Source organism: Streptomyces sp. NPDC097595, from assembly GCF_044761525.1.
GTDB lineage: Bacteria > Actinomycetota > Actinomycetes > Streptomycetales > Streptomycetaceae > Streptomyces > Streptomyces drozdowiczii_A.
Map to the genome: position 1 here is coordinate 140,976 of NZ_JBIWCN010000020.1, position 26,456 is coordinate 167,431.

The 26,456-nt window shown below is 73.0% G+C and carries 23 protein-coding genes and 2 tRNA genes; 17 read left to right on the forward strand and 8 right to left on the reverse strand.

Annotation, left to right across the window (positions count from 1 at the left end; all coding sequences use genetic code 11):
• Positions 1-323 precede the first annotated feature (323 nt).
• The 3 genes from ACIQZN_RS27715 (at position 324) to ACIQZN_RS27725 (ending at position 3,333) form a co-directional block, all read left to right on the forward strand.
• Complete coding sequence (locus ACIQZN_RS27715) at positions 324-635, forward strand: hypothetical protein (RefSeq protein ID WP_403999278.1); 312 nt, start codon at positions 324-326, stop codon at positions 633-635.
• A gap of 257 nt (positions 636-892) precedes the next feature.
• Positions 893-1,516 (forward strand): SigE family RNA polymerase sigma factor, encoded by a 624-nt coding sequence (locus ACIQZN_RS27720; protein ID WP_403999281.1) that lies wholly within the window; start codon positions 893-895, stop codon positions 1,514-1,516.
• 167 nt (positions 1,517-1,683) lie between these two features.
• Complete coding sequence (locus ACIQZN_RS27725) at positions 1,684-3,333, forward strand: long-chain fatty acid--CoA ligase (RefSeq protein ID WP_403999284.1); 1,650 nt, start codon at positions 1,684-1,686, stop codon at positions 3,331-3,333.
• Between the two features lie 75 nt (positions 3,334-3,408).
• On the opposite strand, the gene ACIQZN_RS27730 is transcribed toward ACIQZN_RS27725, so the two are convergent.
• The gene (locus ACIQZN_RS27730) at positions 3,409-7,713 is read right to left on the reverse strand and encodes a PAS domain-containing protein (RefSeq protein WP_403999287.1); all 4,305 of its coding nucleotides are present in this window, start codon (positions 7,711-7,713) and stop codon (positions 3,409-3,411) included.
• A 213-nt stretch (positions 7,714-7,926) separates the two neighbouring features.
• Positions 7,927-8,385, reverse strand: a complete 459-nt coding sequence (locus ACIQZN_RS27735; RefSeq protein WP_403999290.1) for an SSI family serine proteinase inhibitor — start codon at positions 8,383-8,385, stop codon at positions 7,927-7,929.
• Positions 8,386-8,584: 199 nt separating this feature from the next.
• Between ACIQZN_RS27735 and ACIQZN_RS27740 the strand changes: the two genes are divergently transcribed.
• The 5 genes from ACIQZN_RS27740 (at position 8,585) to ACIQZN_RS27760 (ending at position 10,929) form a co-directional block, all read left to right on the forward strand.
• A tRNA-Ser gene (locus tag ACIQZN_RS27740) sits at positions 8,585-8,675 on the forward strand.
• A gap of 161 nt (positions 8,676-8,836) precedes the next feature.
• A tRNA-Arg gene (locus tag ACIQZN_RS27745) sits at positions 8,837-8,909 on the forward strand.
• A gap of 117 nt (positions 8,910-9,026) precedes the next feature.
• A complete protein-coding gene (locus tag ACIQZN_RS27750) occupies positions 9,027-10,241 on the forward strand; it encodes a helix-turn-helix domain-containing protein (RefSeq protein WP_403999293.1) in 1,215 nt (404 codons plus the stop codon).
• A gap of 125 nt (positions 10,242-10,366) precedes the next feature.
• Positions 10,367-10,783 (forward strand): ATP-binding protein, encoded by a 417-nt coding sequence (locus ACIQZN_RS27755; RefSeq protein WP_403999296.1) that lies wholly within the window; start codon positions 10,367-10,369, stop codon positions 10,781-10,783.
• Positions 10,780-10,929 carry a hypothetical protein gene (locus ACIQZN_RS27760; RefSeq protein WP_403999299.1) on the forward strand — a complete coding sequence of 50 codons (150 nt, stop codon included), beginning with the start codon at positions 10,780-10,782 and terminating at the stop codon, positions 10,927-10,929. Before ACIQZN_RS27755 ends, ACIQZN_RS27760 begins: the two co-directional genes overlap by 4 nt.
• Before the next feature lie 42 nt (positions 10,930-10,971).
• Here the strand turns inward: ACIQZN_RS27760 and ACIQZN_RS27765 are convergent, their stop codons facing one another.
• Both ACIQZN_RS27765 and sigJ read right to left on the reverse strand, forming a co-directional pair.
• The gene (locus ACIQZN_RS27765) at positions 10,972-12,168 is read right to left on the reverse strand and encodes an NAD(P)/FAD-dependent oxidoreductase (RefSeq protein WP_403999301.1); all 1,197 of its coding nucleotides are present in this window, start codon (positions 12,166-12,168) and stop codon (positions 10,972-10,974) included.
• 114 nt (positions 12,169-12,282) lie between these two features.
• The gene (gene sigJ / locus ACIQZN_RS27770) at positions 12,283-13,224 is read right to left on the reverse strand and encodes an RNA polymerase sigma factor SigJ (RefSeq protein WP_403999304.1); all 942 of its coding nucleotides are present in this window, start codon (positions 13,222-13,224) and stop codon (positions 12,283-12,285) included.
• Positions 13,225-13,278: 54 nt separating this feature from the next.
• On the opposite strand from sigJ, the gene ACIQZN_RS27775 reads away from it, so the two are divergent.
• The 8 genes from ACIQZN_RS27775 to ACIQZN_RS27810 all read left to right on the forward strand — a co-directional run bounded on the left by ACIQZN_RS27775 (position 13,279) and on the right by ACIQZN_RS27810 (position 22,187).
• On the forward strand, positions 13,279-14,184 hold the full coding sequence (locus ACIQZN_RS27775; protein WP_403999306.1) for a DUF2797 domain-containing protein: 906 nt from the start codon (positions 13,279-13,281) through the stop codon (positions 14,182-14,184).
• A 13-nt stretch (positions 14,185-14,197) separates the two neighbouring features.
• Positions 14,198-15,073, forward strand: coding sequence for an amidohydrolase family protein (locus tag ACIQZN_RS27780; protein ID WP_403999309.1), 876 nt, complete (start codon positions 14,198-14,200; stop codon positions 15,071-15,073).
• A gap of 78 nt (positions 15,074-15,151) precedes the next feature.
• Complete coding sequence (locus tag ACIQZN_RS27785) at positions 15,152-15,895, forward strand: response regulator transcription factor (RefSeq protein WP_403999312.1); 744 nt, start codon at positions 15,152-15,154, stop codon at positions 15,893-15,895.
• A gap of 4 nt (positions 15,896-15,899) precedes the next feature.
• Complete coding sequence (locus ACIQZN_RS27790; RefSeq protein ID WP_403999380.1) at positions 15,900-17,435, forward strand: sensor histidine kinase; 1,536 nt, start codon at positions 15,900-15,902, stop codon at positions 17,433-17,435.
• Positions 17,436-17,439: 4 nt separating this feature from the next.
• On the forward strand, positions 17,440-17,607 hold the full coding sequence (locus tag ACIQZN_RS27795; RefSeq protein ID WP_403999315.1) for a VOC family protein: 168 nt from the start codon (positions 17,440-17,442) through the stop codon (positions 17,605-17,607).
• Positions 17,608-17,639: 32 nt separating this feature from the next.
• The gene (locus ACIQZN_RS27800; protein WP_403999318.1) at positions 17,640-18,473 is read left to right on the forward strand and encodes an MOSC domain-containing protein; all 834 of its coding nucleotides are present in this window, start codon (positions 17,640-17,642) and stop codon (positions 18,471-18,473) included.
• A gap of 82 nt (positions 18,474-18,555) precedes the next feature.
• Positions 18,556-19,992, forward strand: coding sequence for a glycosyltransferase (locus ACIQZN_RS27805; protein ID WP_403999320.1), 1,437 nt, complete (start codon positions 18,556-18,558; stop codon positions 19,990-19,992).
• Positions 19,989-22,187 carry an ArnT family glycosyltransferase gene (locus ACIQZN_RS27810; RefSeq protein WP_403999322.1) on the forward strand — a complete coding sequence of 733 codons (2,199 nt, stop codon included), beginning with the start codon at positions 19,989-19,991 and terminating at the stop codon, positions 22,185-22,187. The genes ACIQZN_RS27805 and ACIQZN_RS27810 overlap by 4 nt, the downstream gene beginning before the upstream one ends.
• Before the next feature lie 10 nt (positions 22,188-22,197).
• Here ACIQZN_RS27810 and ACIQZN_RS27815 read toward each other — a convergent pair whose 3' ends face one another.
• Complete coding sequence (locus ACIQZN_RS27815; RefSeq protein ID WP_403999324.1) at positions 22,198-23,070, reverse strand: endonuclease/exonuclease/phosphatase family protein; 873 nt, start codon at positions 23,068-23,070, stop codon at positions 22,198-22,200.
• Between the two features lie 219 nt (positions 23,071-23,289).
• Between ACIQZN_RS27815 and ACIQZN_RS27820 the strand changes: the two genes are divergently transcribed.
• Positions 23,290-24,054: a TetR/AcrR family transcriptional regulator gene (locus ACIQZN_RS27820; protein ID WP_403999326.1), complete on the forward strand. Its 765-nt coding sequence runs from the start codon at positions 23,290-23,292 to the stop codon at positions 24,052-24,054.
• 4 nt (positions 24,055-24,058) lie between these two features.
• On the opposite strand, the gene ACIQZN_RS27825 is transcribed toward ACIQZN_RS27820, so the two are convergent.
• Genes ACIQZN_RS27825 through ACIQZN_RS27835 form a run of 3 tightly spaced genes read right to left on the reverse strand, consistent with a single transcriptional unit; the run spans position 24,059 to position 26,279 of the window.
• A complete protein-coding gene (locus ACIQZN_RS27825; protein ID WP_403999329.1) occupies positions 24,059-24,973 on the reverse strand; it encodes an NAD(P)-dependent oxidoreductase in 915 nt (304 codons plus the stop codon).
• Complete coding sequence (locus ACIQZN_RS27830; protein WP_403999332.1) at positions 24,970-25,434, reverse strand: PPOX class F420-dependent oxidoreductase; 465 nt, start codon at positions 25,432-25,434, stop codon at positions 24,970-24,972. Before ACIQZN_RS27830 ends, ACIQZN_RS27825 begins: the two co-directional genes overlap by 4 nt.
• A 26-nt stretch (positions 25,435-25,460) precedes the next feature.
• Complete coding sequence (locus tag ACIQZN_RS27835) at positions 25,461-26,279, reverse strand: YceI family protein (RefSeq protein ID WP_403999335.1); 819 nt, start codon at positions 26,277-26,279, stop codon at positions 25,461-25,463.
• Positions 26,280-26,456: the final 177 nt, after the last annotated feature.

Consider the following 26,456-nt stretch of genomic DNA (forward strand, 5'->3'; position numbering starts at 1 on the left):
ATGGCCGGCGGTGGCGGGGTCGTAGCGCAGAGGTCGTCGCGCGCGGTCTCCAAAACCGTGAGGACGCCGGTTCGAATCCGGTCGGGTCCGCCCCCGCCTTTCCCTCGTTCGAGGTCGCTCATGCGGGCGCTGGGCGCATAGTTCGCCCCAGGTCAGGGGTTTGGTTCGGGTTCCTCACGCTTGCGGGGGAACCGGAAGCTGTGGGTGGTTCGCGGGGGCGGCGGTGGGCAGCTTTGGTCCGCGACGTCGTGATCAGCACCGGGCGGTCGGCCGCCGGCCCGGGTTCAGCCTCAGCCCTACTTCCGGTTCCTGGAGGAACAGACATGGCAAGCATCCGTACCGCTCGTGTCCTCGCCGTTGTTGCCGCGCTGCCGCTGGCCGCCGTTCTCCTCGGCGGAGTGGCGCAGGCGGACAACGGCTCGTTCGCGAGCAGCGGATCGAACGCGGGCGTGGCCACGATCAGCGGCAGCGGGGTCGGCCGGGACAACGCGGGCAACTCCTCGACCTCACAGCAGCAGGCGACCGGCGCCGGAGCGTCGAACCAGAGCACCTCCGCGCAGGTGAACGGGTCCGCCTTCACCAACATCGACCAGTCCACGCACAACCTGGCGGTGAACTTCACGAACCTCTGGTGAGCCCCGCCCCGTTCGCGGCCCGGTCGGGGGGCCGGACCGCGACGGGCGCACCCGACGGCCCGTCCGTACGCCACCGAGGCGCGCGGGCGGGCCGTCCGCCGTCCGCCCCGCCGCCTCAGGGGTGACCCCGAGGCCCCGGGTACGCCCCCCTCCACCTACAGGAGGTGGAGGGGGGCCCGTTCCTACACCCTGAGGCGGACGAGGTTTCGGGACCTGGGGGCGATTTGGGATGCGGGCCCCGCTCCTAGCGTGGAGCCATGACCACGCCAGTCCGCACGAGCACCCGCAGGGGAGCCGCACCGGTACGCACGTACGCGTCGGCGCGCACGCCGGGCGCCCCCGGCGGCGCCGGGCACGCCGCGCGCACGTCGGCGGCGCCGCATCTCCCGTACCCCTCCTTCACGTCGTTCGTGCAGGCGCGCGGTCCGGTGCTGCTGCGGGCGGCGCGTTCGCTCACCGCCAATCCGAGCGACGCCGAGGACCTGCTGCAGACCGCGCTCACCAAGACCTATGTCGCCTGGGACCGGATCGAGGACCACCGTGCCCTCGACGGCTATGTCCGCCGGGCCCTGCTGAACACCAGGACCTCGCAGTGGCGCAAGCGCAAGGTCGACGAGTTCGCCTGCGACGAACTGCCCGAGCAGGAGGCCGCTCCCGGCCCCGACCCCGCGGAGCGGCAGTCGCTGCACGACGCGATGTGGCGCGCGGTCCTGAAGCTGCCCGCCCGCCAGCGGGCGATGGTCGTCCTCCGGTACTACGAGGACCTGAGCGAGGCGCAGACGGCCGAGGTGCTCGGGGTGTCCGTAGGCACGGTCAAGAGCGCGGTCTCCCGGGCGCTCGGCAAGCTCCGCCAGGACCCGGAACTGATCTCGGACTGCTGAGCGGTGGCCTCCGTAGCGGCGGCACCGGGTGGTCCGGCCCGGTCCCGGGCGGTGTGACATTGCGGGGCGACACCGATTCGTACCCCCGGAAGTAGTGACATACCGCTCGGTATGTGCGCAGAATCAGCGGAACCTTACTGCCGCGTAGCGCCCACCGGGAGGACGCCGTGCTCAGCACCATGCAGGACGTACCGCTGACTGTCACCCGCATCCTGACGCATGGGATGACGATTCATGGGAAGTCACAGGTCACGACCTGGACCGGAGAGCCGGAGCCGCACCGGCGCAGCTTCGCGGAGATCGGCCGGCGCGCCACCCAGCTCGCCAACGCCCTGCGCGACGAGCTCGGCATCGACGCAGATCAGCGCGTTGCCACGCTCATGTGGAACAACGCTGAGCACGTGGAGGCGTACCTCGCCATCCCGTCCATGGGCGCCGTCCTCCACACGTTGAACCTCCGCCTTCCCGCCGAGCAGCTGGTCTGGGTCGTCAAGCACGCAGACGACAAGGTCGTCATCGTCAACGGCTCCCTGCTGCCGCTCATCGCCCCGCTGCTTTCCCAGCTGACGTCGGTGGAACACCTGATCGTCTCGGGTCCCGGCGACCGTTCCGTCCTGGACGGTGCGACGGTGCGCGTGCACGACTACGAGGAGCTGCTCGCCGGCCGCCCCACCAGCTACGACTGGCCGGAGCTGGACGAGCGCCAGGCCGCCGCGATGTGCTACACCTCCGGCACGACGGGGGACCCGAAGGGCGTCGTCTACTCGCACCGTTCGATCTACCTGCACTCCATGCAGGTCAACATGTCCGAGTCGATGGGCCTGACCGACAAGGACACCACCCTTGTCGTAGTCCCGCAGTTTCACGTAAACGCTTGGGGACTGCCGCACGCGACGTTCATGTCGGGCGTCAACATGCTGATGCCGGACCGTTTCCTCCAGCCCGCCCCGCTCGCGGACATGATCGAGCGCGAGCGCCCGACGCACGCCGCGGCCGTTCCCACCATCTGGCAGGGGCTGCTCGCCGAGGTCACCGCCAACCCGCGCGACCTCACCTCCATGGCCAATGTGACGATCGGGGGCGCCGCCTGTCCGCCCTCCCTCATGGAGGCGTACGACAAGCTGGGCGTCCGCCTCTGTCACGCCTGGGGCATGACGGAGACCTCGCCGCTGGGCACCATGGCCAACCCGCCCGCCGGACTGAGCCCCGAGGAGGAGTGGCCCTACCGCGTCACCCAGGGCCGCTTCCCGGCCGGTGTCGAGGCGCGGTTGGTCGGCCCGGGCGGCGAGCACCTGCCGTGGGATGGCGAGTCGGCCGGTGAGCTGGAGGTGCGTGGCGCCTGGATCGCCGGTGCGTACTACGGCGGCGCGGACGGCGAGGCGCTGCGGCCCGAGGACAAGTTCAGCGAGGACGGCTGGCTGAAGACCGGGGACGTCGGTGTGATCAGCGAGGACGGCTTCCTCACGCTCACCGACCGGGCGAAGGACGTCATCAAGTCCGGTGGCGAGTGGATCTCCAGCGTCGAGCTGGAGAACGCGCTGATGGCCCACCCGGACGTGGCGGAGGCCGCCGTCGTGGCCGTCCCGGACGAGAAGTGGGGTGAGCGTCCGCTCGCCACCGTCGTCCTCAAGGAGGGCGCCACCGCCGACTACGAGGCGCTGCGGGCGTTCCTCGCCGAGTCCGGCATCGCGAAGTGGCAGCTGCCGGAGCGGTGGTCGGTCATCCCGTCGGTGCCGAAGACGAGCGTCGGGAAGTTCGACAAGAAGGTCATCCGCAAGCAGTACGCGCAGGGCGAGCTGGACATCACGCAGCTCTGAGTCCCTGTACTGAAAGGGCGAGGGCGGTACGGGTGCGTTCCCGTACCGCCCTCGCCGTATGCCTCGGTACGTCGGTCAGTTCGTGCCGATCTTGGCGAGCAGGTCGACGATGCGGGACTGCACCTCGTCGCTCGTGGAGCGCTCCGCGAGGAACAGCACGGTCTCGCCGGAGCCGAGGCGCGGCAGCTCCGCCTCGTCGATGCCGGCCGAGGTGTACACGACCAGCGGGGTGCGGTTCAGCTGGCCGTTGGCGCGCAGCCAGTCCACGATCCCGGCCCGGCGGCGGCGCACCTGCATCAGGTCCATCACCACCAGATTCGGCCGCATCCGGGTCGCCAGCGCCACGGCCTCGCTGTCCGTCGCGGCGCAGGCGACCTGCATGCCCCGCCGTTCCAGCGTCTCCGTCAGCGCGGCCGCGATGTCCTGGTGCTCCTCGATCAACAGGACGCGCGGCGGGTGCTGCTCGCTGTCGCGCGGCGCGAGCGCCTTCAGGAGTACGGCCGGGTCGGCACCGTACGCCGCCTCCCGCGACGCCTGTCCCAGCCCTGCGGTCACCAGTACGGGCACCTCGGCGGCGACCGCCGCCTGCCGCAGGGACTGGAGCGCCTTTCGGGTGATGGGCCCGGTCAGCGGGTCTACGAAGAGCGCGGCGGGGAACGCCGCGATCTGCGCGTCCACCTCCTCGCGCGAGTGCACGATCACCGGCCGGTAACCGCGGTCGCTCAGCGCCTGCTGCGTGGAGACGTCGGGCGCGGGCCAGACGAGCAGCCGGCGCGGGTTGTCCAGCGGCTCGGGGGGCAGCTCGTCGTCGACCGGCTGCGGGGACGGTCGGTTGGCGACCTCGACCGCGCCGCCGGGACCGTCCAGCGGCTCCGGCCCCTCGGCCGCGCCCTCGTCGGGCGCTCCGATGGCGTACGCGCGTCCTTCCGCCGCGGGCGCGGAGATCAGTCGGCCCGATCCCTGCCCGTGCACGGTGGGGGCGGGGGGTGTGGCGGCGGGCGCCGAGGGCGCGGGCTGCGGGGGCGCGGGGGCCGGAGCAGGGGTGGGCGGTGCGGGGCGCTCGTCCTTGCCGGGCTCGGGCTCCGGCGGCGCGGCCAGCTTGCGGCGCCGGCCGACGCTGCTGCCGCCGCCCAGGGTCTGGTTCTGCTGGTGGGCGATGTGCTGGGCGAACGGCACGCCCTGCCCCAGCGTGCGCACGCTGAACGCGCGCCCCTGCGTCGAGTCGGACGCCCCCGGCATCGGCGCCTCGGCGGGCAGCGGCTGCCGCCGGGCGTCGGGCGCGGGCGCCAGCGTACGGGGACGGGCCGGGGGGCCGGCGGGGGTGGCCGTGCCCGTGGTGTGGGCCGTACGCCCGGTGCTCTGCGTCTCCGGCGCGGCGGCGGGTGCGGCGGGCCCCTGCCCGGAGGAGTCGTCGTCGCCCCAGCCGCCGGGGTGCGGCTCCGGCTGCGCGGGGGGCGCGAAGGGGGCGCCGGGGGTGCCGAGCCTGGGGTCCGCGACGGTTTCGGCGGACGCCGGCGGCGCGGTTTCGGCGGGCGGTGCGGTCTGCGCGGGCGGTACGGCCGGGGCGGGCAGCGCGAACGGTGCGGGCCGCACCTCCTGCGCACCCGTGTCCCCGTGGCGGGCGCGGCGCCGGCCGGTGGGGGCGTGCTGGGCCTGCGGCGGCACGGGGGCGGGCTCCGGAGTGCCGGCCGGGGAGTCGGACGGGGTGGCGGCGGGGGCGCCGGGGTCGGCGTCCGGAGCGCCGGGCAGCCCGGCCCCGGGCTGGTACGCGGCGGGCCCGGCCTCGCCCGTACCCACACCGGCGCCGTGCGAACCCGACTCGGCGCCCTCAAGCGCGTCGGCGGAACCCGCACCCCCGACCTCTGCCCCCAGGGACCCGTCCGGCCCCACGGCAGCAGGGGCCGCCCGGTCCGCGTCGGCGGGCGGGAGGGCGAAGGGGACGCGTGGTCCGGCCTCGGCGGCGGCGGCCCGTTCCTGGGCGGCGGCCAGGGCGCGGCGGCGTCGCCCGGTCGGCTGCGGTGCCGGGACGGGCAGCTCCTGCGCCGGGGCCCCCGGGGCGGGCGCAGGGCGGGCGGCGTCGGTGAGGTTCGAGAAGGCGGCGGGTGCCGTGGACTCGACGGCGTTCACTACGGGGGGAAGGGCGAGGCGGCCCTCGTCACCGGCGTTCCCCCGGTGTCCGCCGGCCGCGACCGGGACCTGCGCCCCGGCCGGAACGCCCTGCGGGGGCACCGTCTGCCCGAGCTGCGGGCGGCCGGCCTGCGCACCCTCGGCGGCGGTCACCACGGACCCCTCCGACGGGGCGGCCGCGGGCAGCGCGAGGGCCTGCCCCGGGGTGCCCGTCTCGGCGGGGCTGGGCCGCCCGCGACGGCGTCCGGAGCCCTCGGTGACCTGCTGGGCGGGGATCAGCTCGTTCGGGGCCTCGGGAGCGGGGGCCGCACGGCGCGCACGCCGGCGCCCGGTCGGCGCGGCCGCGCCGGTGTCCCCGGGGGCCGCCTCCACCTCGCCGCTGTCGTCGGAGCCGCCCATGGGGCTGTCCAGGAAGGCATCGGTGGAGGAACGCCGCGCACGGCGCCGCCCCCTACCCGCCTCGGGCGCGTCCGACACCACCGGCGCCGGACCCGCATGATCGGCCTCCCCGGGGGGAAGGGACTCGGGCGCCACCGGAGGAGCCGCCTCCACCTGCGGCACGGCGGTCGGCTCCGGGGGCGCCACGGTCCCCGCTCCCGCGCCGATCGGCACCTCAAGCACGTACGCACTGCCGCTCATGCCCGGCATCTCGTGCGTCTGGAGCACACCGCCGTGCGCACGGACGATGCCGCTCACGATGGGCACGTGCACCGGGTCTCCCCCGGCGAACGGTCCGCGCACCTCGATGCGTACGACATCACCGCGCTGAGCGGCGGCGACCACGACGGTCGAGTCGACGTAACCGCCACCGGGCACCACCCGCGCCTTGCCGGTCGAGTCGACGCCGGCGACGTCCGCGACGAGGTGCGCGAGGGCGGTCACCAGGCGTCCGGCGTCGACCTCGGCCTCGATCGGCGGGGCGTGCACCGCGAACTGGGCGCGGCCGGGACCGATCAGCTCGACCGAGGCGTCGATACCGGCCGTGACGACACCGTCGAGCAGCACACGCGTCTTGACGAGTGCCTCGGATCCGGCGTCGAGGCGCTGGTAGCCCAGCACGTTGTCGATGAGCGTCGTCATGCGCGCGTAGCCCGCGGCCAGGTGGTGCAGGATCTGGTTCGCCTCGGGCCACAGCTGGCCGGCGGGGTCGGCGGCGAGGGCGGAGAGCTCACCGCGCAGCTCCTCCAGGGGGCCGCGCAGCGACTCGCCGAGCACGGCGGTGAGCTGGGTGTGCCGGGCGGTGAGGTCGGTCAGCCGCTCGGACTGCTCCTCCAGCTCGGAGGCGTAACGCTCGGTGCGGTCGGCCAGCTCGGAGGCGTGCGCCTCCTTGAGGGCCGCGAGCTCGGCGGTGTGCCGCTCGGTGAGCTCACTGACGGCGGCGGTGCGGCTCGCGGTCAGCTCGGCGATCTCGTCCTTGCGCTGCTTGTCCAGCTCCTCGTAGGGGCGGCGGTCGGTGAACGTCATCACGGCGCCGACGAGCTGGTCGCCGTCGCGGACGGGTGCGGTGGTCAGGTCGACCGGCACCTGTTCCCCGCTCTTGGACCACAGAACCTGCCCGCGCACCCGGTGTTTGCGTCCCGACTTCAGCGTGTCGGCGAGTGGGGACTCCTCGTACGGGAAGGGCTCGCCCTCCGCGCGGGAGTGCAGGATCAGGGGGTGCAGCTCCTGGCCGCCGAGATCGCTGGCCCGGAAGCCGAGGATCTGCGCGGCGGCGGGGTTGACCAGGACGACCCGGCCGTCCGTGTCCGTACCGACGACGCCCTCGGCGGCGGCGCGCAGGATCATCTCGGTCTGGCGCTGCGAGCGGGCGAGCTCGGCCTCGGTGTCGACGGTGCCGGAGAGGTCGCGCACGACGAGCATCAGCAGCTCGTCACCGGTGTAGCTGCCCCCGTACGAGCCCTGGACGTCCTTGTAGGCCGCCTGCCCGTCCTCCAGGCTGGCGCTGGTCACCTCGACGGGGTACTCGTTGCCGTCGGTACGCCGCGCGATCATGCGCGTGGGCTTGGTACGGCCCCGCTCGTCCGCAGCCTCGGGCCGGCGCATCGACCCCGGGATCAGCTTGGAGTCGAACTCCGGCAGCAGATCGAGCAGCCCGCGACCGACGAGCGCGGTGCCCGGGGTCTCGAACATTTCGAGGGCGATGGTGTTGGCGTTGACGACCGTACCGTTGCAGTTGACGAGCAGAAGCCCGTCCGGAAGGGCGTCGAGTATGGCTGCGAGGCGAGCAGCGCCTCGGGATGGCCTGCTGCTCACGACGACGCTTCCTCCCTGATTACTGCACCTTGCCCGACAGCGGGCCCCATCTTGCCCCTCGGGCCTCAGGCTGTCACTGAAGGAGTCTAAAGGCAGGGGAGGGGCGTGGGGCTGCGGATGAGGGGGAGCTCTCACCAAGGTTTGGTGCGTACGTTGTACGGCTCCGAGTCGCATCGCGCCCCGCGGCGCCCCGCCCGCGGGCCCCGGGGCCGGTCACCGCACGTTCGGCAGGACCGGCCGCAGACCGTTCCACCGGGCGATCTCGCACCCGTTGGTCCGCCGGAACGAGGCGTCCACGTGGCGGCCGTGCCAAGTGCCGGTGACGCGGGCGGTGGATTCCCCGCCGTACTGCTGCGTACACATCGCGTCCCGGGGAACCGGCGCGAAGGGGTCCGCCCCCTCCCCCTCCAGCTGATCCAGCCGCTCGCACGCCTGTGCCGCGACCGGGTGGTTCCCCCCGGCCGGCCCGCACTCCAGCTCGTACCTGCCGTCGGCCTCCGGGTTCCCCGACCCGGCGACGACCACGGTGAGCCGCGTTCCGTCGCCGTCGTCCTGGAGGAGCGGCAGGGACAGCGGCAACGGGAGGGGCCCGGACGCGGCGGTGGCGGCGGGCGCGGCGGCGGACAGCGCGGCGAGGGACGCGACAGCGGTGAGAGCGAGACGGCGCATCATGGCGGACTCCTGTGGCGGAAGAACCTGCGGGGGCGGCGCCCCCGCCCTGCCTAACGCGCGACGCGCCCCGGCGTTGCGCACGGCAACCGCTTTGCCCTCGCGGCCGACCGCCTAGTACCGTAGGCCGCGATTGGTGGCGCAGCGTGCAGCTGTGTCATCATCTGCACGCACCACTCGCGCTCGCGCGGGCGTTGCGGATGGAGGCGTCGCCTAGTCCGGTCTATGGCGCCGCACTGCTAATGCGGTTTGGGGCTTACCCCCCATCGAGGGTTCAAATCCCTCCGCCTCCGCACCACACCGAAGCCCCGGTCCCCAGGACCGGGGCTTCGCTCGTTCTCCGGCATCTGCCCAGCTCAGGCCGGGTGCGCCTAATGGATTTCGCGTCCCGGCGCAGGTCATGTAATGTTGTTCTCGCAACGCAGACGGGGCAGAAAAAACCCCGGAAGCACAAGCACTCGTAGCTTAACGGATAGAGCATCTGACTACGGATCAGAAGGTTGCAGGTTCGAATCCTGCCGAGTGCACAGCAGGTGAGAGGCCCCGGAGAAATCCGGGGCCTCTTGCGTTTGTGCTGGATGGGCAGCGGGTCCGTCGCGCTGGTCCTCCTGTCCGTGCCTGATCACGGGCGTACCTTGGGCTGCGTGGCGAACGACGATCTGGGGCGGACTCTGCGGCGGTTGAGGCGGTTGGCTTCTCTGACGCAGGAAGAGCTGGCCGAGCGGGCGGATGTGTCCGTCGATGTGATCAGGCAGCTTGAGCAGGGGCGGAAGCAGTCGGCACGCCTTCCTACGTTGCACGCGCTCGCGAACGGTCTCGGCGTTGAGCTGACCACACTCCTGGGGGACCCGCCCGCTGTCGCGGCCTCGGGGGAGAACGATGGGCCGCGCTTCGTGGCGGTGCGTCGCGCCATCATGCCCGCGCTGTGGGGGCCGGAGCCGGAGCCGCCCGGGGACGGCTTCTCGATGGGTCGGCTGCGTGAGCGGATCGCGGAGGGGTGGACGCACTACCACTCCGCCGAGTTCGACGCCGTCATGACGGCCCTGCCGGAGCTCATTTCGGATGCGCGCGCGGCCACCGCTTCACCCGAGGGGGATGTGCGGCGGGCCGGATTCGGTGCACTGGGCAAGGCGCTTCAGCTTGCCGGGCATGTTGCTGTGCGGATGGGGAAGACCGATCTCGCTCTCATCAGTTTGGAGCGCGCGATAGAGGCGGCCGGCCAGTCGGCCGATCCGCTGCTCGTGCCGATGATCGTCAACTCCACGGCCTGGACGTATCAGCGGCAGGGCCGTCTGGAGGACGCACTGGGCATCGCGCTGCGTACCGCTGACGAGATGGTCAGCGCAGGGCGCCTCGACACCGTGGACGGGCTGAAGGTGTGGGGAGCACTGACCATGAGTGCTGCCACGTCCGCCGCGCGGAGCGGGGACTACGAGCGTGCGGCGGCGATGATGGGGGCGGCGGAGAAGGAGGCCGCACGCGTCGCCAAGCTGCCTGACGGCGGTGACAACCGGATGGTCAGCGTCTTCAGCCCGTCCTCCGTGCGGATTGAGCGCGTTCGGCTGGCCGTTCAGTACGGGCACCCGCAGGATGCCCTGGCCCTGGCCAAGGGGATGCGGCTGAGCAAGGACACACCGCCGTCGTGGCGCACGTGGCTGCTTCTGGACGTGGCACGGGCGCACACGGACACGGGGGACGCGGCCGGAGCCGTAACGACTCTGGAATCGCTGCGCCGGGTGGCACCTACGTGGATGCAGCACCACACCTTGGCCGTGGCCATCGTGCGGGACCTTTGGTCCCTGCCCAACCACCCGGCAGGGCTGCGGCCGTTGGCCGAGTTTCTCGGGGTCTGCGCTTAGCGTCCTGAAAGTAGGACGCAGCGCCCCTGTGACCCGTTCTCGCATGTCGCTTACATGAGCGGACAGTGCCCCGGCGGCCGTGCGACCGGCCCCGGGGCTCGGCCGATCTGAAAGAGCAGACCGACATGCCGCAAGCTACAGCGCAAGCCCGCCCCATCGGGCCTCCCGGGTACAGCCAGACGATGCCGCGCAAGCCGGAGAGCGCCGCTTCCGCCAGACGTTTCACCGATACCGCCCTGTCCTGTTGGGGCTTGGAGGAGTTGGCCGACGACTGCGCCCTGATTGTGAGCGAACTCGTCGCCAACTCCGTGAGGTACGCCCGCCGGGACTCCATCCGCGTAGTCGTGGAGCGGACCGCTCCTCGGGCGGTACGCGTGGCCGTCACCGACTTCAGCCGCGCGCTGCCCGTCGAACGTCAGGTGGGAGACAGCGACGAAGGTGGGCGGGGCCTGTTACTTGTGGCGGCTCTGGCATCCGACTGGGGTACGCACGAGCGCCGTTGGGGCAAGGTTGTCTGGGCTGAGCTGGAGGGGCGCGGATGAGCACCGACGAGAGCCTTGGCAGCAGCGCGGCCCGTGCCCATCTTTCTCAGTTGATCGACATGTTCGGCGTGGACGGGTGCTTGAGGGTCAACGTGGTGTCTGAACCTGCACCGGAGGCCGCAAGTGAGGCTGCCGAGGAGGAGTAGTTCAGGCGGGCGCGGGAAGGGAGGCGGCGGCCCGGGTCCCCCTCACCGCCCAGCGGTCTCCACCGGCGCGACCGGGGTGGACACCGCCACCGGGTGGCGGCGGGTCGGCATGCCGGCTGTCGGGTTGGCTACGCCCCAGGCCGCGCCCTTGCAGACCAGTTCCTTGTAGAGCGCGGCGATACGGCCCGTCAGCGCTGCCTTGACCGCGTGGTCGTCGGCGGTGACGTACTGGATGAGGCCGTCCTTGCGGCCCAGTGAGACGCACTGGTTGAAGTAGCGCAGCGGGGTGGACGGGATCTTGGTGCCGGCGAGGCGGGCCGCTAGGGCGTCGGCGGCCTGCCAGGCGGTGGGGACGCCCGAGGCGCAGGACATCCGCAGCGGCTTGTCGCCGGGGCCCGCGACGAGGGCCGCGTCCCCGATCGCGTACACGTCGGGGTGCGAGACCGAGCGCATGGTCGCGTCGACCACGATCTGGCCGGTCTCCGAGGTCTCCAGGGCGGTGGCCGCCGCGAGCGGGTGGACCGCGAAGCCGGTCGTCCAGACGGTGACCGCCGCCTGGAACGAGGTGCCCTCGGCCGTGGTGGCGTAACCGGCGCCGACCTCCGCGACGGCGGTGTTCTCGTGGACGGTGATCCCGAGCCGGTCGAAGACCTTGCGGACGTGCGCGCGGCCGCTGGGCGAGAGCCAGTCGCCGAGTCCGCCGCGTGCGGCGAGGGCGATGTCGAGGTCCGGGCGGGCCTCCGCGAACTCGGTCGCCGCTTCGAGGCCGGTCAGCCCGCCGCCGACGATCAGCACGGACTGGCCGGGCGCGAGGGCGGCCAGCCGTTCGCGCAGCCGGAGCGCTCCGGGGCGGCTCGCGATCTCGTGGGCGTGCTCGGCGGTCCCGGGGACGCCCTGGGTGTTCCAGGCGCTGCCGAGGGCGTAGACGAGGGAGTCGTACGTCAGCTCCTCCTCGCCGTCCGCGCTCTCGACGGTGACCGCCTTGCGGTCGACGTCCACGGCGGTGACCCGGCCGACCTTCAGCTCCACGCCCGTCCCGGCGAACATCTCGGTGAAGGGGCGGGGCTTGAGGTCCTGGCCGGCCGCGAGCTGGTGCATGCGGACGCGCTCCACGAAGTCGGGCTCCGCGTTGACGAGGGTGACGCTGACGTCCTCGCGGCGCAGCCGCTTGGCGACGCGGCCCGCCGCGATGGCTCCGGCGTATCCGGCTCCGAGGACGATGATGCGGTGCTGCTGCATGTGCCTGCTCCTGTCTCGCGCGGGTTCGCCCCTGCGGGGTGGTTTCTCGCCCCTTGAACCGGGTAGCCCGCGCTTTCCTGACAGGAGAGCGGTGTGACCTGCGTCACTAAGTAATTAGAAGGCTGTGAGCAGCGGCTTTCCGTGTTCCATGGCCGCCCACCGCCGGGTCGCGCGTTCCAGTTTGTCCGGGTTGACCTGGTTGCGGAACGAGGCGATCCCCTCCGGAGTGACTTCCACACTCATGACGCCGATGACCCGTTCGCCGACGACCGCCAGAACGGCGCTGGAGCCGTTCGCGTAGGTCATGTGCAGCTCGACGGAACCGCCGGTCATCGCGGTCTTCGCCTTGCCCGGCTTGAGCAGCCCGCGCATGAACGTGGCGACGGCCTTCGCGCCCTCGAACGCCTTGGCGCGGGCGGGCACCTTTCCGCCGCCGTCGCCGAGGGAGATCGCGTCGGAGGTCAGCAGCTCCACGAGAGGTTCGGTACGGCCGCCTGCGGCGGCGAGCAGGAACTCCTCGATGACGCGGCGGGCGGCGGCCTCGTCCACCTCGGTGCGCGTCCGGCCGTCGGCGATGTGCTTCTTCGCCCGGTGGTACACCTGCTGCACGGCGGATTCGCTCAGGTCCAGGATCTCCGCGATCTCCCGGTGCGGATGGCCGAACGCCTCCCGCAGCACGTACACCGCCCGCTCGCCCGGCGTCAGCCGCTCCATGAGCGTGAGCACGGCGTACGAGACCGACTCGCGCTGTTCCACCGTGTCGGCGGGGCCGAGCATCGGGTCCCCGGCGAGCAGCGGTTCGGGCAGCCAGGCGCCCACGTACGTCTCGCGGCGGGCGCGGGCGGAGGTGAGCTGGTTGAGACAGAGGTTGGTGAGGACCTTCGTCAGCCACGCCTCGGGGACCTCGATCCGCCCGGTGTCGGCGGCCTGCCAGCGCAGGTAGGTGTCCTGCACGGCGTCCTCGGCCTCGCTCGCCGAGCCCAGGAGGCGGTAGGCGATGGCCTCCAGCCGGGGCCTGGCCGCCTCGAACCGGTCCACGTCCTGCACGGTCGTCATGCCCGGAATCGTAGCCCCGGGCCCGTTGTCAGTGCTCGCCCGTACGCTGCGGACATGGACTGGCAGTGCACCGGCCTCCGTTGGCCCGAGGGCTCCGACGGCCCCGCGCTGGGCTGGCGCAAGGGGGCGCGGACGCGGGCGAGCGTTCTGGTGTACGGAACGGAGTTCGGCTTCCGGGCGTCCGGCGAGCGGCGCTGCTCCGGGGCCCGGGGCAACGCGTGCCCGCTGGGTGCCGTGGTGCCGGCGACGAGCACGGGCGGCCGCTGCCCGGAGTGCGGGCGGCTCGACCGGGCGCATTCGGTGGCCGCCGACACGATCCCGGACGACCCCCGCACGTACCGGGTGTATCTCGCGTGGTTCGGGCCCGGCCTGGTGAAGGTCGGGATCACCGGGGAGGAGCGGGGCGCGGCGCGGCTGCGGGAGCAGGGGGCGGTGGTCTTCAGCTGGCTGGGCCGGGGGCCGCTGATGGCGGCGCGCCGGGCCGAGGAGGTGCTGCGGGCGGCCCTCGGGGTCCCGGACCGCATTCCGTACGCCCGCAAGCGGGAGGTGCGGGCGGGGCTCCCGGACCCGGCGGAGCGGGCGGGCGAGCTCGCGGAGCTGTACGGGAAGGCGGCGGCCCTGGAGGGCGCCGGCTGGCCGGAGGCGCTGGAGCGGCTGCCGTTCGCGGCGGTGGACCACGCGGGGGTGTTCCGGCTGGGGGTGGGGGAGGGCCGGACAATGGCGAGGCCCGGGCCCGTCCGGGCGGTGGCCGGCCTGGTGGACGGGGGCGCGGTGGCGGGAAGGCTCGTCGCGGCGGCCGGACCCGACCTCCATCTGGACGCGGGTCCGCAGGGTCTCGTCATCGTGGACACCCGGCTGATGCCCGGCTGGACGCTGGCGGCGGCCGGGGCGGGCGCGGCCGGGGTGAGCGTGCCGACCGTCGTGGTGGGGGGTGGGGCGGCGCAGGACGGGCTGTTCTGAGAGGGTCGCCCGTATGGGTGACGATCACGACGACGTGGTGCGGTTCCGGCAGCGGCTCGGGCTGCCCGGGCTCATCGACGTACACACGCATTTCATGCCGGAGCGGGTCCTGCGCAAGGTGTGGGCGTACTTCGACTCGGTGGGCCCGCTGACCGGCTTGGAGTGGCCGATCGCCTACCGGCACGAGGAGGCGGAACGGCTCGCCGTGCTCCGCTCGTTCGGGGTGCTCCGCTTCACGTCGATGCTGTATCCGCACAAGCCGGGGATGGCGGCCTGGCTGAACGGCTGGGCGGCCGATTTCGCCGCACGCACGCCGGACTGCCTGCACACGGCGACGTTCTTCCCCGAACCGGACGCAGGGCGCTATGTGCGGGAGGCCGTCGAGGCGGGGGCCCGGGTCTTCAAGGCGCACCTCCAGGTCGGCGCGTACGACCCGAACGACCCCCTGCTAGACCCGGTGTGGGGTCTGCTCGCGGAGGCGGGCATCCCGGTCGTGGCACATTGCGGTTCGGGCCCGGCCCCCGGCAAGCACACCGGGCCCGGCCCCATCGGCCGCGTCCTCGCCCGGCATCCCCGGCTGCCGCTGATCGTGGCGCACATGGGGATGCCGGAGTACACGGAGTTCCTGACGCTGGCGGAGACGTATCCGGAGGTGCGGCTCGACACGACGATGGCGTTCACGGACTTCGTCGAGGAGTTCAGCCCGTTCCCGCCGGCGGAGCTCGGCCGCCTCGCGGACCTCGGCGACCGCGTGCTGCTGGGCACGGACTTCCCGAACATCCCGTACCCGTACGCCCATCAACTGCACGCCCTGGAACGGCTCGGCCTGGGCGACGACTGGCTCCGGGCCGTCTGTCACGACAACGCGAAGGCGCTGTTCGGCGTCTGAGATCCCCGGCGCGGCTTTCTCAGGGAATTCACAGAAACGGAAAAGAACTCTCTCAGAGCCGTCTCACAGGCTGGCGTCATGACGACGACGACCTCGCCCCAGGGGCGTACCGAACTGCTCAGGCCGGACCGTACCCCTGTGCGGGTGCTGGTCGTGGACGACGAGGCTTCGCTCACGGAGCTGCTGTCGATGGCGCTTCGTTACGAGGGCTGGGAGGTGCGCAGTGCCGGGGACGGCGCGGCCGCCGTGCGCGCGGCGCGTGCGTTCCGGCCCGATGTGGTGATCCTCGACGTGATGCTGCCCGACATGGACGGGCTCGCCGTCCTCGGCAGGCTGCGGCGCGAACTGTCCGACGTGCCGGTGCTGTTCCTGACCGCGCGGGACTCCGTGGAGGACCGGATCGCCGGGCTCACGGCGGGCGGCGACGACTACGTCACCAAGCCGTTCAGCCTGGAGGAGGTCGTGGCCCGGCTGCGCGGACTGATCCGGCGGTCGGGGACGGCGGCGGCGGCGCGCGGCGAGTCGCAGCTCGTCGTGGGCGACCTGATGCTGGACGAGGACAGCCACGAGGTGAGCCGGGACGGGAAGAACATCCACCTGACGGCGACCGAGTTCGAGCTGCTGCGGTTCCTGATGCGCAACCCGCGCCGGGTGCTCAGCAAGGCGCAGATCCTGGACCGGGTCTGGAACTACGACTTCGGCGGCCAGGCCAACGTGGTCGAGCTGTACATCTCCTACCTGCGCAAGAAGATCGACGCGGGCCGTACGCCCATGATCCACACCCGGCGCGGGGCGGGATATCTGATCAAGCCCGGTGAGTAGCGGAGTGCGGCGGCCGTGGACCCTGCGCACCCGCCTCGTGGTCTCGGCGGTGACGCTGATCGCCGTGGTCGCCGCCGTGATCGGCTCGGTGACCGCGATCGCCTTCCACAGCTACATGTACGGGAAACTCGACGACCAGCTGCGGGACATCGCGGTTCGGGCGCAGCGGGCGCCGGGCGTTCCCACCCCCGGGGGTCCCAAAACGTCCCCGGCGCATGATCCGCTCGGTTTCATCGGCATGGGCGGCCAGCCGCTGGAGACCTTCGGCGCGCTGGTCGAGCGGGGGGAGATCACGGACTCGGCCGTCGTGAAGGACGGCGGGTTCGACGCCGGTGAGAACACCGAACCGCTGACCGACGCGCAGCGGGACGCGGTGACGGAGGCCGGTGTCAGGGCGGACGACCGCGCGCACGACGTCGAACTGCCCGGCCTGGGCGGCTACCGGGTGCGGGCGGTGCCGACGGACGACGGCGGCACGGTCCTCGTCGGCATCCCCACCAGTGAGGTGAGCCGTGCGCTCAACACCTTGATCCTGGTGGAGGTCTGCGTGACCGGCGCGGGGCTCGTCGCGGCGGGGATCGCGGGCGCGGCGATGGTCGGTGTGGCGCTGCGGCCGTTGCGCCGGGTGGCGGCGACGGCGACCCGGGTCTCCGAACTTCCGCTGCACAGCGGCGAGGTGGCCCTCCTGGAACGCGTCCCGGACGCCGAGGCGGACCCGCGCACCGAGGTCGGCCAGGTCGGCGCGGCGCTGAACCGGATGCTGGGGCACGTCGGTTCGGCCCTGGATGCCCGGCAGCGCAGCGAGACGCGGGTGCGCCAGTTCGTCGCGGACGCCAGCCACGAGCTGCGGACCCCGCTCGCCTCGATACGCGGCTACGCCGAACTGACCCGGCGCGGCCGGGAGGACCCCGGTCCGGACACCCGGCACGCGCTCGGCCGCATCGAGTCGGAGGCCCAGCGGATGACGGGCATGGTCGAGGACCTGCTCCTGCTCGCCCGCCTGGACGCGGGCCGCCCGCTCTCGTACGAGAGCACCGATCTCTCGCCGCTCGTCGTGGACGCGGTGAGCGACGCCCGCGCGGCGGACCGGGCCGAGCCCGCCCGCCAGTGGCGCCTGGACCTGCCGGACGCCCCGGCGACGGTCCGCGCCGACCCGACCCGTATCCACCAGGTCCTGGTCAACCTCCTGGCCAACGCCCGTACCCACACCCCGCCCGGCACCACGGTCACCGCCCGTGTCCTGGCCGGACCCGGCGACCCCTGGGTCACCGTTGAGGTCCGGGACGACGGCCCCGGCATCCCCCCGGACCTCCTCCCCCACGTCTTCGAACGGTTCGCCCGGGGTGACGCCTCCCGTTCCCGCAACGCCGGTTCGACGGGCCTCGGCCTGGCGATCGTCCAGGCGGTGGTGACGGCCCACGGCGGCGGGGTGGAGGTGCGGTCGGTGCCGGGCGAGACGGTGTTCGCGGTGCGGCTGCCGGCGGAGCGCGCCGCGACCGGAAGGCCGCGTGACACGGCCGGTCGGGCGCCTCGATCATGAGCGGATGGCGCGACTTCACGACATCGTCTTCGACTGTGCCCACCCGGCGTCCACAGCCCGCTTCTGGGCGGAGATCCGGCGGCTGACCGCTCTCGGGGCTACTGTCCTGGAACGGCACGCGGACAACGTCGTTCTGGCCGATTCCGAGGGCAACGAATTCTGTCTGTCCTGACCTAGTGGTCGCAGACCGAAGGGGAGCGGCGCATGGCAAGGGTGACGGAACTGGTCTGCTATCCCGTCAAGGGATGTGCGGGTACGTCGGTGAGCGAGGCGTTCCTGACGCCGGCGGGCCTCGCGCATGACCGCAGCTTCATGGTCATCAGCGAGGACGGCGTCTTCCGCACACAGCGCCGGCATCCCCGCCTCGCCCTGATCCGGCCCGTCGTCAGCGCCGATGGGGCCCGCCTCGCCCTCGGTACGGACGGTCACGGCACGGTGTGCCTCGACGTGACGACGTCCGCGCCGCGTCGTGACGTCGATCTGTTCGGCGACACGTTTCGGGGGATCGACCAGGGGGAAGAGGCCGCCGCCTGGCTCTCGGAGGTCCTCGGCACTCCCAGCCGTCTCGTGCGGGTGCCGCCGGAGCACGATCGGATCGCCGACGGGCTGGTCCCCGGCCCGTCCGGCTACGCCGACAGCAGCGCCGTGCACCTGCTCTCCGTCGCCTCCCTCGACCTCCTCAACCGGCGGATGGCCGAGCAGGGCGCCCCGCCCCTGCCGATGGACCGCTTCCGCCCGAACATCGTCGTCGACGGGGGCTGGGCGGACGAACCGCACGCCGAGGACCGCGCCCGCCGCGTCGTCATCGGCGGCGCCGAGCTGGGTTACGCCAAGCTCGCGGTGCGCTGTGCCGTCACCCTGGTCGCGCAGGAGGCCGGGGTGCGGCGGGGTCCTGAGCCCTTGCGCACGCTCGCCGGCTATCGAAGGGCGGCGAGCGGGGGCGTCGTGTTCGGCGCGAAGTTTGCCGTGGTCGCGTCGGGGAAGCTGTCGGCCGGCGACGAGGTGGCCGTCACGGAGTGGGGCGACGCCGAGCTCTGAGCGCGGGCGCCCGGGGTCACTCACATCTGGCCCACAGCCTCAGCACATGGCCGTGACAGCGGGGTTGGCGACTGTCGGTGGCATGCGAACAGAGACTCCTTGGAGCACCTTGCCGGCCCGGGACCACCTCCTCGCCGGCGTGGGCGGTGCGGCGGGTGCGCCCGTGCTCGACGTGGTGGTACCCGTCTACAACGAGGAGAAGGACCTTGAACCGTGCGTGCTGCGGCTGCACGAGCACCTGGCCCGCACCTTCCCGTACGCCTTCCGGATCACCGTCGCCGACAACGCCAGCACCGACCGGACGCCGGAGGTGGCGGAGCGGCTGGCGCGGTCGCTGCCGGGGGTGCGGTCCTTCCGGCTGGAGGAGAAGGGGCGCGGCCGTGCGCTCCGTACCGTCTGGACCCACTCGGACGCGCCGGTCCTCGCGTACATGGACGTCGATCTGTCCACCGACCTCAACGCGCTGCTTCCGCTGGTGGCGCCGCTGATCTCCGGGCACTCCGACCTCGCCATCGGTTCGCGGCTCGCGCGGAGTTCGCGGGTGGTGCGGGGGACGAAGCGGGAGTTCATCTCGCGGGCCTACAACATCATCCTGCGTTCGTCGCTGGCCGCGCGGTTCAGTGACGCGCAGTGCGGGTTCAAGGCGATCCGGCGCGAGGTCGCGCAGCGGCTGCTGCCGATGGTGGAGGACACCGGCTGGTTCTTCGACACCGAGATGCTGGTGCTGGCCGAACGGGCCGGGCTGCGCATCCACGAGGTGCCCGTCGACTGGGTGGACGACCCCGACTCCACGGTCCACATCGTCCGGACCGCCACCGATGACCTGAAGGGCGTGTGGCGGGTGGGGCGGGCGCTGGCCGTCGGCGCGCTGCCGCTGGACCGGCTGGCGCGGCCCTTCGGGGACGATCCGCGCGACCGGGCGATCGGCGGGGTGCCGGGCGGGCTGGCCCGGCAGCTCGTCGGGTTCTGCGTCGTGGGCGCCCTGTCCACGCTGTTCTACCTGGCGCTGTACTCCCTCTTCCGGCTCGGCGCCGGGCCCCAGCTCGCCAACGGGGCCGCGCTGCTGGTCTCGGCCGTCGCGAACACCGCCGCCAACCGGAGGCTCACCTTCGGGGTACGCGGCCGGGGCGGCGCGGTCCGTCACCAGGCACAGGGCCTCGTGGTCTTCGCCATCGGCCTCGCCCTGACCAGCGGTTCGCTGGCGGCCCTGGGCGCGGCCTCCGGCTCGCCCTCCCACAGCACCGAACTCGCGGTGCTCATCGCGGCGAACCTCGCGGCGACGGTGCTGCGCTTCCTGCTGTTCCGCGCGTGGGTCTTCCCGGACCGGGAGCGGGGAAACGCGGTGACGGGTCCTGAGCCGGCCGCGACGTTCCCCGGCGCCGACCCGGCAAACCACGCGCCGACTCCCGCCGTGGCCCCGCCCTTCCCGGCCGCCCACCCGGCAAACCCCGTACCCGAAGCCGCCGTTCCCGCACCGCCCGCCGCCGAAACCACCCACGACCTGAGGAACGCCCGATGACCACGCTCGACCCCGCATACGCTCCGGCCGCCCGGCCGGACACGCCCCCGGGGCACGCACGGGCCGGTGCCTCCCTGCCCCGCCGGATCTGGCGCGGCCGGGCCGAGGACGCCCCCTGGGTGCGCCCCGCCTTCCTGGCCCTCCTGCTCGCCATCACACTGGCGTACCTCTGGAACCTCAGCGCCTCCGGCTACGCCAACTCCTTCTACTCCGCCGCCGTGCAGGCCGGCAGCCGCAGTTGGAAGGCGTTCTTCTTCGGCTCGCTGGACGCGGCCAACGCGATCACCGTGGACAAGCCGCCGGCCACCCTGTGGCCCATGGCCCTGTCGGTGCGGGTCTTCGGGCTCAGCTCCTGGGCGATCCTCGCCCCGCAGGTGGTAATGGCGGCCGCGACGGCCGGGGTGCTGTACGCGGCCGTGCGCCGCCGGTTCAGCGCCGCCGCCGGGCTCCTCACCATGGCGGTATTCGCGCTGACGCCCGTCGCCGCGCTGATGTTCCGCTTCAACAACCCGGACGCGCTGCTCGCGCTGCTGATGACGGTCACCGTCTACTGCGTGCTGCGCGCGATGGAGAAGGGCCGCACGAAGTGGCTGGTGTGGGCGGGCGTCGCGGTGGGCATCGCGTTCCTGTCGAAGACCCTCCAGGCGTTCCTGATCCTGCCGCCGCTGGCCGTGCTGTACGCGGTGTTCGCGCCGGTCCCCGTACGGAAGAGGTTCGGGCAGCTCGGTCTGTCCGCGCTCGCCATGGTCGTCGCGGGCGGCTGGTGGGTGGCGGCCGTCGAACTGTGGCCCGCCTCCTCACGCCCGTACATCGGCGGTTCGCAGAACAACTCGTTCCTTGAGCTGACCTTCGGCTACAACGGGCTCGGCCGGATCAACGGCGAGGAGACCGGCAGCGTCGGCGGCGGAGGCGGCCGGGGCGGCGGCGGTCAGTGGGGCGAGACCGGCATCGGCCGGATGTTCAACTCCGAGGTGGGCGCCCAGATCTCCTGGCTGCTGCCCGCCGCCCTGATCCTGCTCGTCGCCGGAATCTGGCTGACCTGGCGCGCGAAGCGTACGGACACCGCGCGGGCGGCGTTCCTCGCGTGGGGCAGTTCGCTGCTGATGACTGCCGCCGTGTTCAGCTTCATGGCCGGGATCTTCCACCAGTACTACACGGTCGCCCTGGCCCCCTATCTGGCCGCGCTGATCGGCATGGGCGTCACGGTCCTGTGGGAGGAGCGGGCCCGCTGGTGGGCGGGCGCCGCGCTGGCCGCGACCGTCGCGGTGACGGCGTACTGGGCGTACGTGCTCCTCGGCCGTACCCCGGACTACCAGCCGTGGCTGCGGACGGCCGTGCTCGTCACCGGCCTCGTGGCGGCGGTGGGCCTGCTGCTCGTGGCCCGGTTGGGCCGTCAACTGGCAGTTGTCGCAGTGGTCCTGGGCATCGCCGCGTCGCTTGCCGGGCCGGCCGCGTACACCGTGAGCACCCTGAACACGGGCCACCAGGGCTCCATCGTCACGGCGGGCCCGTCCTCGGGCGGCATGGGCGGCATGGGCGGCGGCCCCGGCGGCCCCGGTGGCGGTGGCGGCGGCCGGGGTGGCGGACCGGGCGGTGGCATGCCCCCGGGCCAGGCCGGCACCAACCAGCAGGGCACCAACCAGCAGGGCACCGGTCAACAGGGCACGGGCATGGGCCAACCCCCCACCGGCACCCCGCCCAACCAAGGCCGGACCCAGGGCCAACCCCCCACCCAGAACGGCGGATCCACCCAGAACGGCCGACGCGGCACCCCGCCCACCATGGGCGAACGCGGAGCCGGCGGCATGGGCGGTCTCCTCAACGGCGCGTCCGTCGGCTCCGAGGCCGAGGCGCTCCTGGAGAAGAACGCCGACGACTACACCTGGGCCGCAGCGGCCATCGGCTCCCAGAACGCCGCGAGCTACCAACTCGCCACCGAGGAGCCCGTCATGGCGATCGGCGGCTTCAACGGAAGCGACCCGTCCCCGACCCTCGCGCAGTTCAAGAAGTACGTCGAGGACGGCCGCATCCACTACTTCGTCTCGGGCGGCGGCATGGGCGGAGGCGGCGGCATGGGTGGCAGCGGCAGTGGCACCGCCTCGCAGATCTCCTCCTGGGTGGAGAAGAACTTCAAGGAGGTGACGGCGGGCAGCGCCACCTTCTACGACCTCACCGAACCGACGACAGACAGCTGAACCGCAGAACTCAGCGCCGCAGCAACAGATCGGCCACGACAGGGCGGTGGTCCGAGGCGACCGTCTCCTCGGCCACCGCCGCGCCGCGTACCCGCACGGTGTCCTTCGAAACCGCCACATAGTCGATCCGCTGCACCGGATTCAGCGCCGGGTACGTCGGCCCGCCGGGTTCGATGTCGGTGAGCTCCTTCCACAGCGGCGCAAGCTCCGGCGCGGTCGGCGGAGCGTTGAAGTCGCCGAGCAGGATCTGCCGCACCGGCCGCCGCTCGTGCGCCTGGTCCTCCGCCATGATCCGCCGGGTGTCCGCGACCTGGGCGACCCGGACGGAGGGGTCGGCCCGGTAGTCGAGATGCGTCGCGTACACATGGACGGGCAGCCCGCGCACCTTCAGCACCACCTCGCCGAAGCCGGGCGCGGGCGCCGGGACCGGGTTCGGGTCCTGCGTGGAGAGCCGGGTCAGATCGTGGTTCTCGGCGCTCACGATCCGGTACCGGGACAGCACGGCGACGCCGAACTCCCGCTGGGGCCCGCCCTCCTCCACCGGGTCGAGGCTGTAGATCGGCGCGAAGGAGACATGCATCCGCAGCCGCCGGCCCAGCTCGGCCGCCAGGTCACGCCACTCGCTGCGGTCGCCCCAGCGGACGTCCACCTCCTGGAGCCCGATCACATCCGCGTCCAGGGCGCGCAGCGCGGCGACCTGCCGGTCCAGATCGAAGACGTTGTCCATGCCGGCCCCGGCATGGATGTTGTACGTGGCGACGCGCAGCGGCACCGACTGACCGGGCGCCCGCCCGTGCCCCGCCGCCGTCGCGGGAGGCGCGAGCGCGGCCCCCAACAAGCCTGCGGCCACCAGGACTTCCACCGTACGACGACGCAGTGACATATCACTCCAGCTTCCGGGGCAGGTCGTATCCGATGCGGCGACCGGCACCGTACCCACGAGAAGACACTTGTACGCCCCAACCACCCCGACGCTCGGCTGATCCGGCCGCGACAGCGGCATAGCATCGGGCGGGACCTGCCGGACCGTACGCCTCCGTTTCAGGGGTACGCGGTGTGCCGCCGGTCCGTCCGTCCCACCGGCGAGACGAGGGAGTGCGCCATGGTGTCCGCGGCCGACCGCGTGGAGAACCCTGTCCGGTCCAGCGTGTGGCTGAAGACCCGGCAGCCCTCGAGCTCCCGCCGCACGGACCAGCCTGCCGGGCTCGACCGGGAGCGGATCACCGCGGCCTCGGTGCGCCTGCTGGACGCCGAGGGCCTGGCGAAGTTCTCCATGCGCCGGCTGGCCGCCGAGCTGAACGTCACCGCGATGTCCCTGTACTGGTACGTGGACACCAAGGACGACCTGCTGGAACTGGCCCTCGACGCGGTCTACAGCGAGATCGCGCCCCCGCCCGCCGACGCCCCCTGGCCGGACCGGCTGCGGGCGGTCGCGGCCGCGTACCGGGGGCTGTTGGTGCGGCACGTCTGGGTCTCGCCGCTCGCGGGCCGCTTCCTCAACCTCGGTCCGCACGCGCTGCTGGTGACCCGCACCGTGCGGGACGTCATCCGGGCGACCGGGCTGCCGCCGGAGAGCCGGGGCGGGGCGCTGTCCGCGGTCTTCCAGTTCGTGTACGGATTCGGCACGGCCGAGGGCCGGTTCGCCCGGCGCAGCGCGGAGGCGGGGCTCAGCCAGGACGAGTACGTCCGGCAGGCGAGGGCGGCGATCCAGGAGCAGCCCCGGCTCGACGGCCTCGTGGAGGACTCGCCCGGCCTGCCGGCGGCGCGCGGCGGGGCCACCGTGGAGGAGACCCGCGAGGGCGACTTCACCTTCGCGCTGGACCTGCTGATCGCGGGGATCGAGGCGATGCGGGAGCGCACTCGCTGAGGGTTCAGTAGCCCCGCCCCGTATCCACCGTGAGCACCGGGACCCGCCCCGCCGACAGCTCCCGCAGGCACGCCGCGAAGTCCGTGACGATGTCCTCGTCCGCCGTGATCCCCGCGGAGTGCGAGGTGACGACCGTACGCGGCAGCAGCCAGCACGCGTCCCCGGGCGCCGCCGGCTCGTCGGCCAGCACATCGAGCACCGCCCGCCCCACCGCCCCGGAGCGCAACGCGCCCTCCAGCGCCACCGGATCCACCGTCGCCCCCCGCCCCACATTGAGGAACGTCGCCCCGCCCATCGCCGCGAACCGGTCCGCCCCGAAGTACCCGGTGGTCGCCCCGGTCAGCGGCAGCGCGGCGACCACCCAGCGGGCGGCCACCGGTTCGTCCGCCGGGACCACCGCGTCGAAGCCGGGCGGCACCGGGCGCGGGGTGCGGGCGGCGGCCACGGTCCGGATGCCGCAGGCCCGGAGCAGCGTGGCGACGGCGGAGCCGATGCGGCCGATGCCGTGCACCACGGCGGTCTGCCCGGCGACGAGTTCGGAGTCGATGCGGCGCCACTCGGCGCGGGCGTGCTGGGCGGCGAACTCCGAGACCGACTGGCACTCCGCGAGCACCCAGCCCAGCACGTACTGCGCGATCCGCTCACCCATCCGCCCCACGGTCCGGGTCAGCGGCACGCCCTCCGGCCAGGGCCCGGAGCGCAGCAGGGCGTCCGTGCCCGCGTTGACGCTGTGGAACCAGACCAGGTCCGCCCCGCGCACCGCGTCGGGCAGCGAGGCACCCACGTACACGAAGGGGCCCTCGACGGGGCCGCGTTCGACGGTGCGCCCGGTGGCCGCCGCCAGTCCGCGCACGGCGGCCTCGCCGACCTCGGGCCCGGCGACGATCCGGGCCCGGTCGAGCAGGGCGGGGGAGATCACGGGGCGAGGTGGGCCGGGAAGCCGCCGGTGGCGACGGGGCCCCAGCGCTCCGGGGTGATCCGGATGATCGACTTCCCCTGCTTCACCATCGCCGCCCGGTACTCGTCCCAGTCGGGGTGCTCGCCGGAGATGTTCCGGAAGTACTCGACGAGCGGCTCCACCGAGTCCGGCGTGTCGATGACCTCGGCGGAGCCGTCGATCTGGACCCAGGGCCCGTTCCAGTCGTCGGAGAGGACGATCACGCTGACCTGCGCGTCGCGCTTGGCGTTACGGGTCTTGGCGCGCTCGGGGTACGTGGAGACCACGATCCGGCCCGCGTCGTCCACGCCGCAGGTGAGCGGGGAGCCCTGGGGGCGGCCGTCGGCCCGGGTGGTCAGCAGGATCGCCCGGTGCCGGGGCCGTACGAAGTCCAGCAGTGCGTCGAGTTCCACGGCGGTGTTCGTTGCGATGTTGGGTGCCATGGAACCGACCCTACGGCGGAGGACTGTCAGACCGCGGGCAGGGAATCGCCCTGCACGGCCTGGATGTCGAGCTCGACGCGGAGCGTGGTGCCGATCGCCGCGATGCCCGCCTGGACCACCTGGTTGTAGTTCATGGCGAAGTCCTCGCGGCGGAGTTCGGCCGTCGCGTTGAACGCCGCGCGCACCCCGCCCCACGGGTCGGGGCCGGTGCCGAGGTAGCTCAGGTCGAGGTCGACGGGCCGCCGCACGCCGCGCATCGCCAGCTCGCCGTGCACGGTCCAGCGGTCGGGCCCGGCCGGGGTCAGCCCGCTGGAGCGGTAGGTGATCTCGGGGAACCGGTCGGTGTCCAGGAAGTCGGGGGAGCGCAGGTGCTTGTCGCGCATGCCGTTGCCGGTGTCGATGCTCGCCGCGTCGATGACCGCCTCCACGCGGGAGCTCTGGAGGTCCTCGGAGATCTCGATGCGCCCGCCGAACTCGGTGAACCGGCCGTGCACGCTGGAGATCCCCAGGTGCTGCGCGACCGCGCCCACCGAGGAGTGCGCCGGGTCCAGCGACCAGGCGCCCGGCGGCGGCAGCTCCACGCCGCCCTGGCGGTTGAGCACCACCGTGCCCGCCTCGACCGTGCCGCTCGCCGTGACGAGGGCGGTGGAGGCGGCGGGGGCGTACCCGACCGCCGTCACGATCACCGTGTACGCGCCCGCGGACAGCGGGGTGTCGGCCCGTACCGCCCCGGACTCGTCGGCGGCGGCGCGCAGCACCTGGGTGCCGGTCATGTCGGTGACCGTCACGACCGCGTGCTGCACGGCCCAGCCGTCCCGCGTCCGTACCTGTGCGCGAAGTCCCATCCCGTTCTCTCTCCTTGCTCATGACCCCTCCGTCCACCGGACCGGGTCATTCAATGAGTCGGGGGGGGGGGGGGGGGGGGGGGGGGGGGGGGGGGGGGGGGGGGGGGGGGGGGGGGGGGGGGGGGGGGGGGGGGGCGGGCGGGGGGGGGGGGGCGGGGGGGGGGGGGGGGCGGCGCG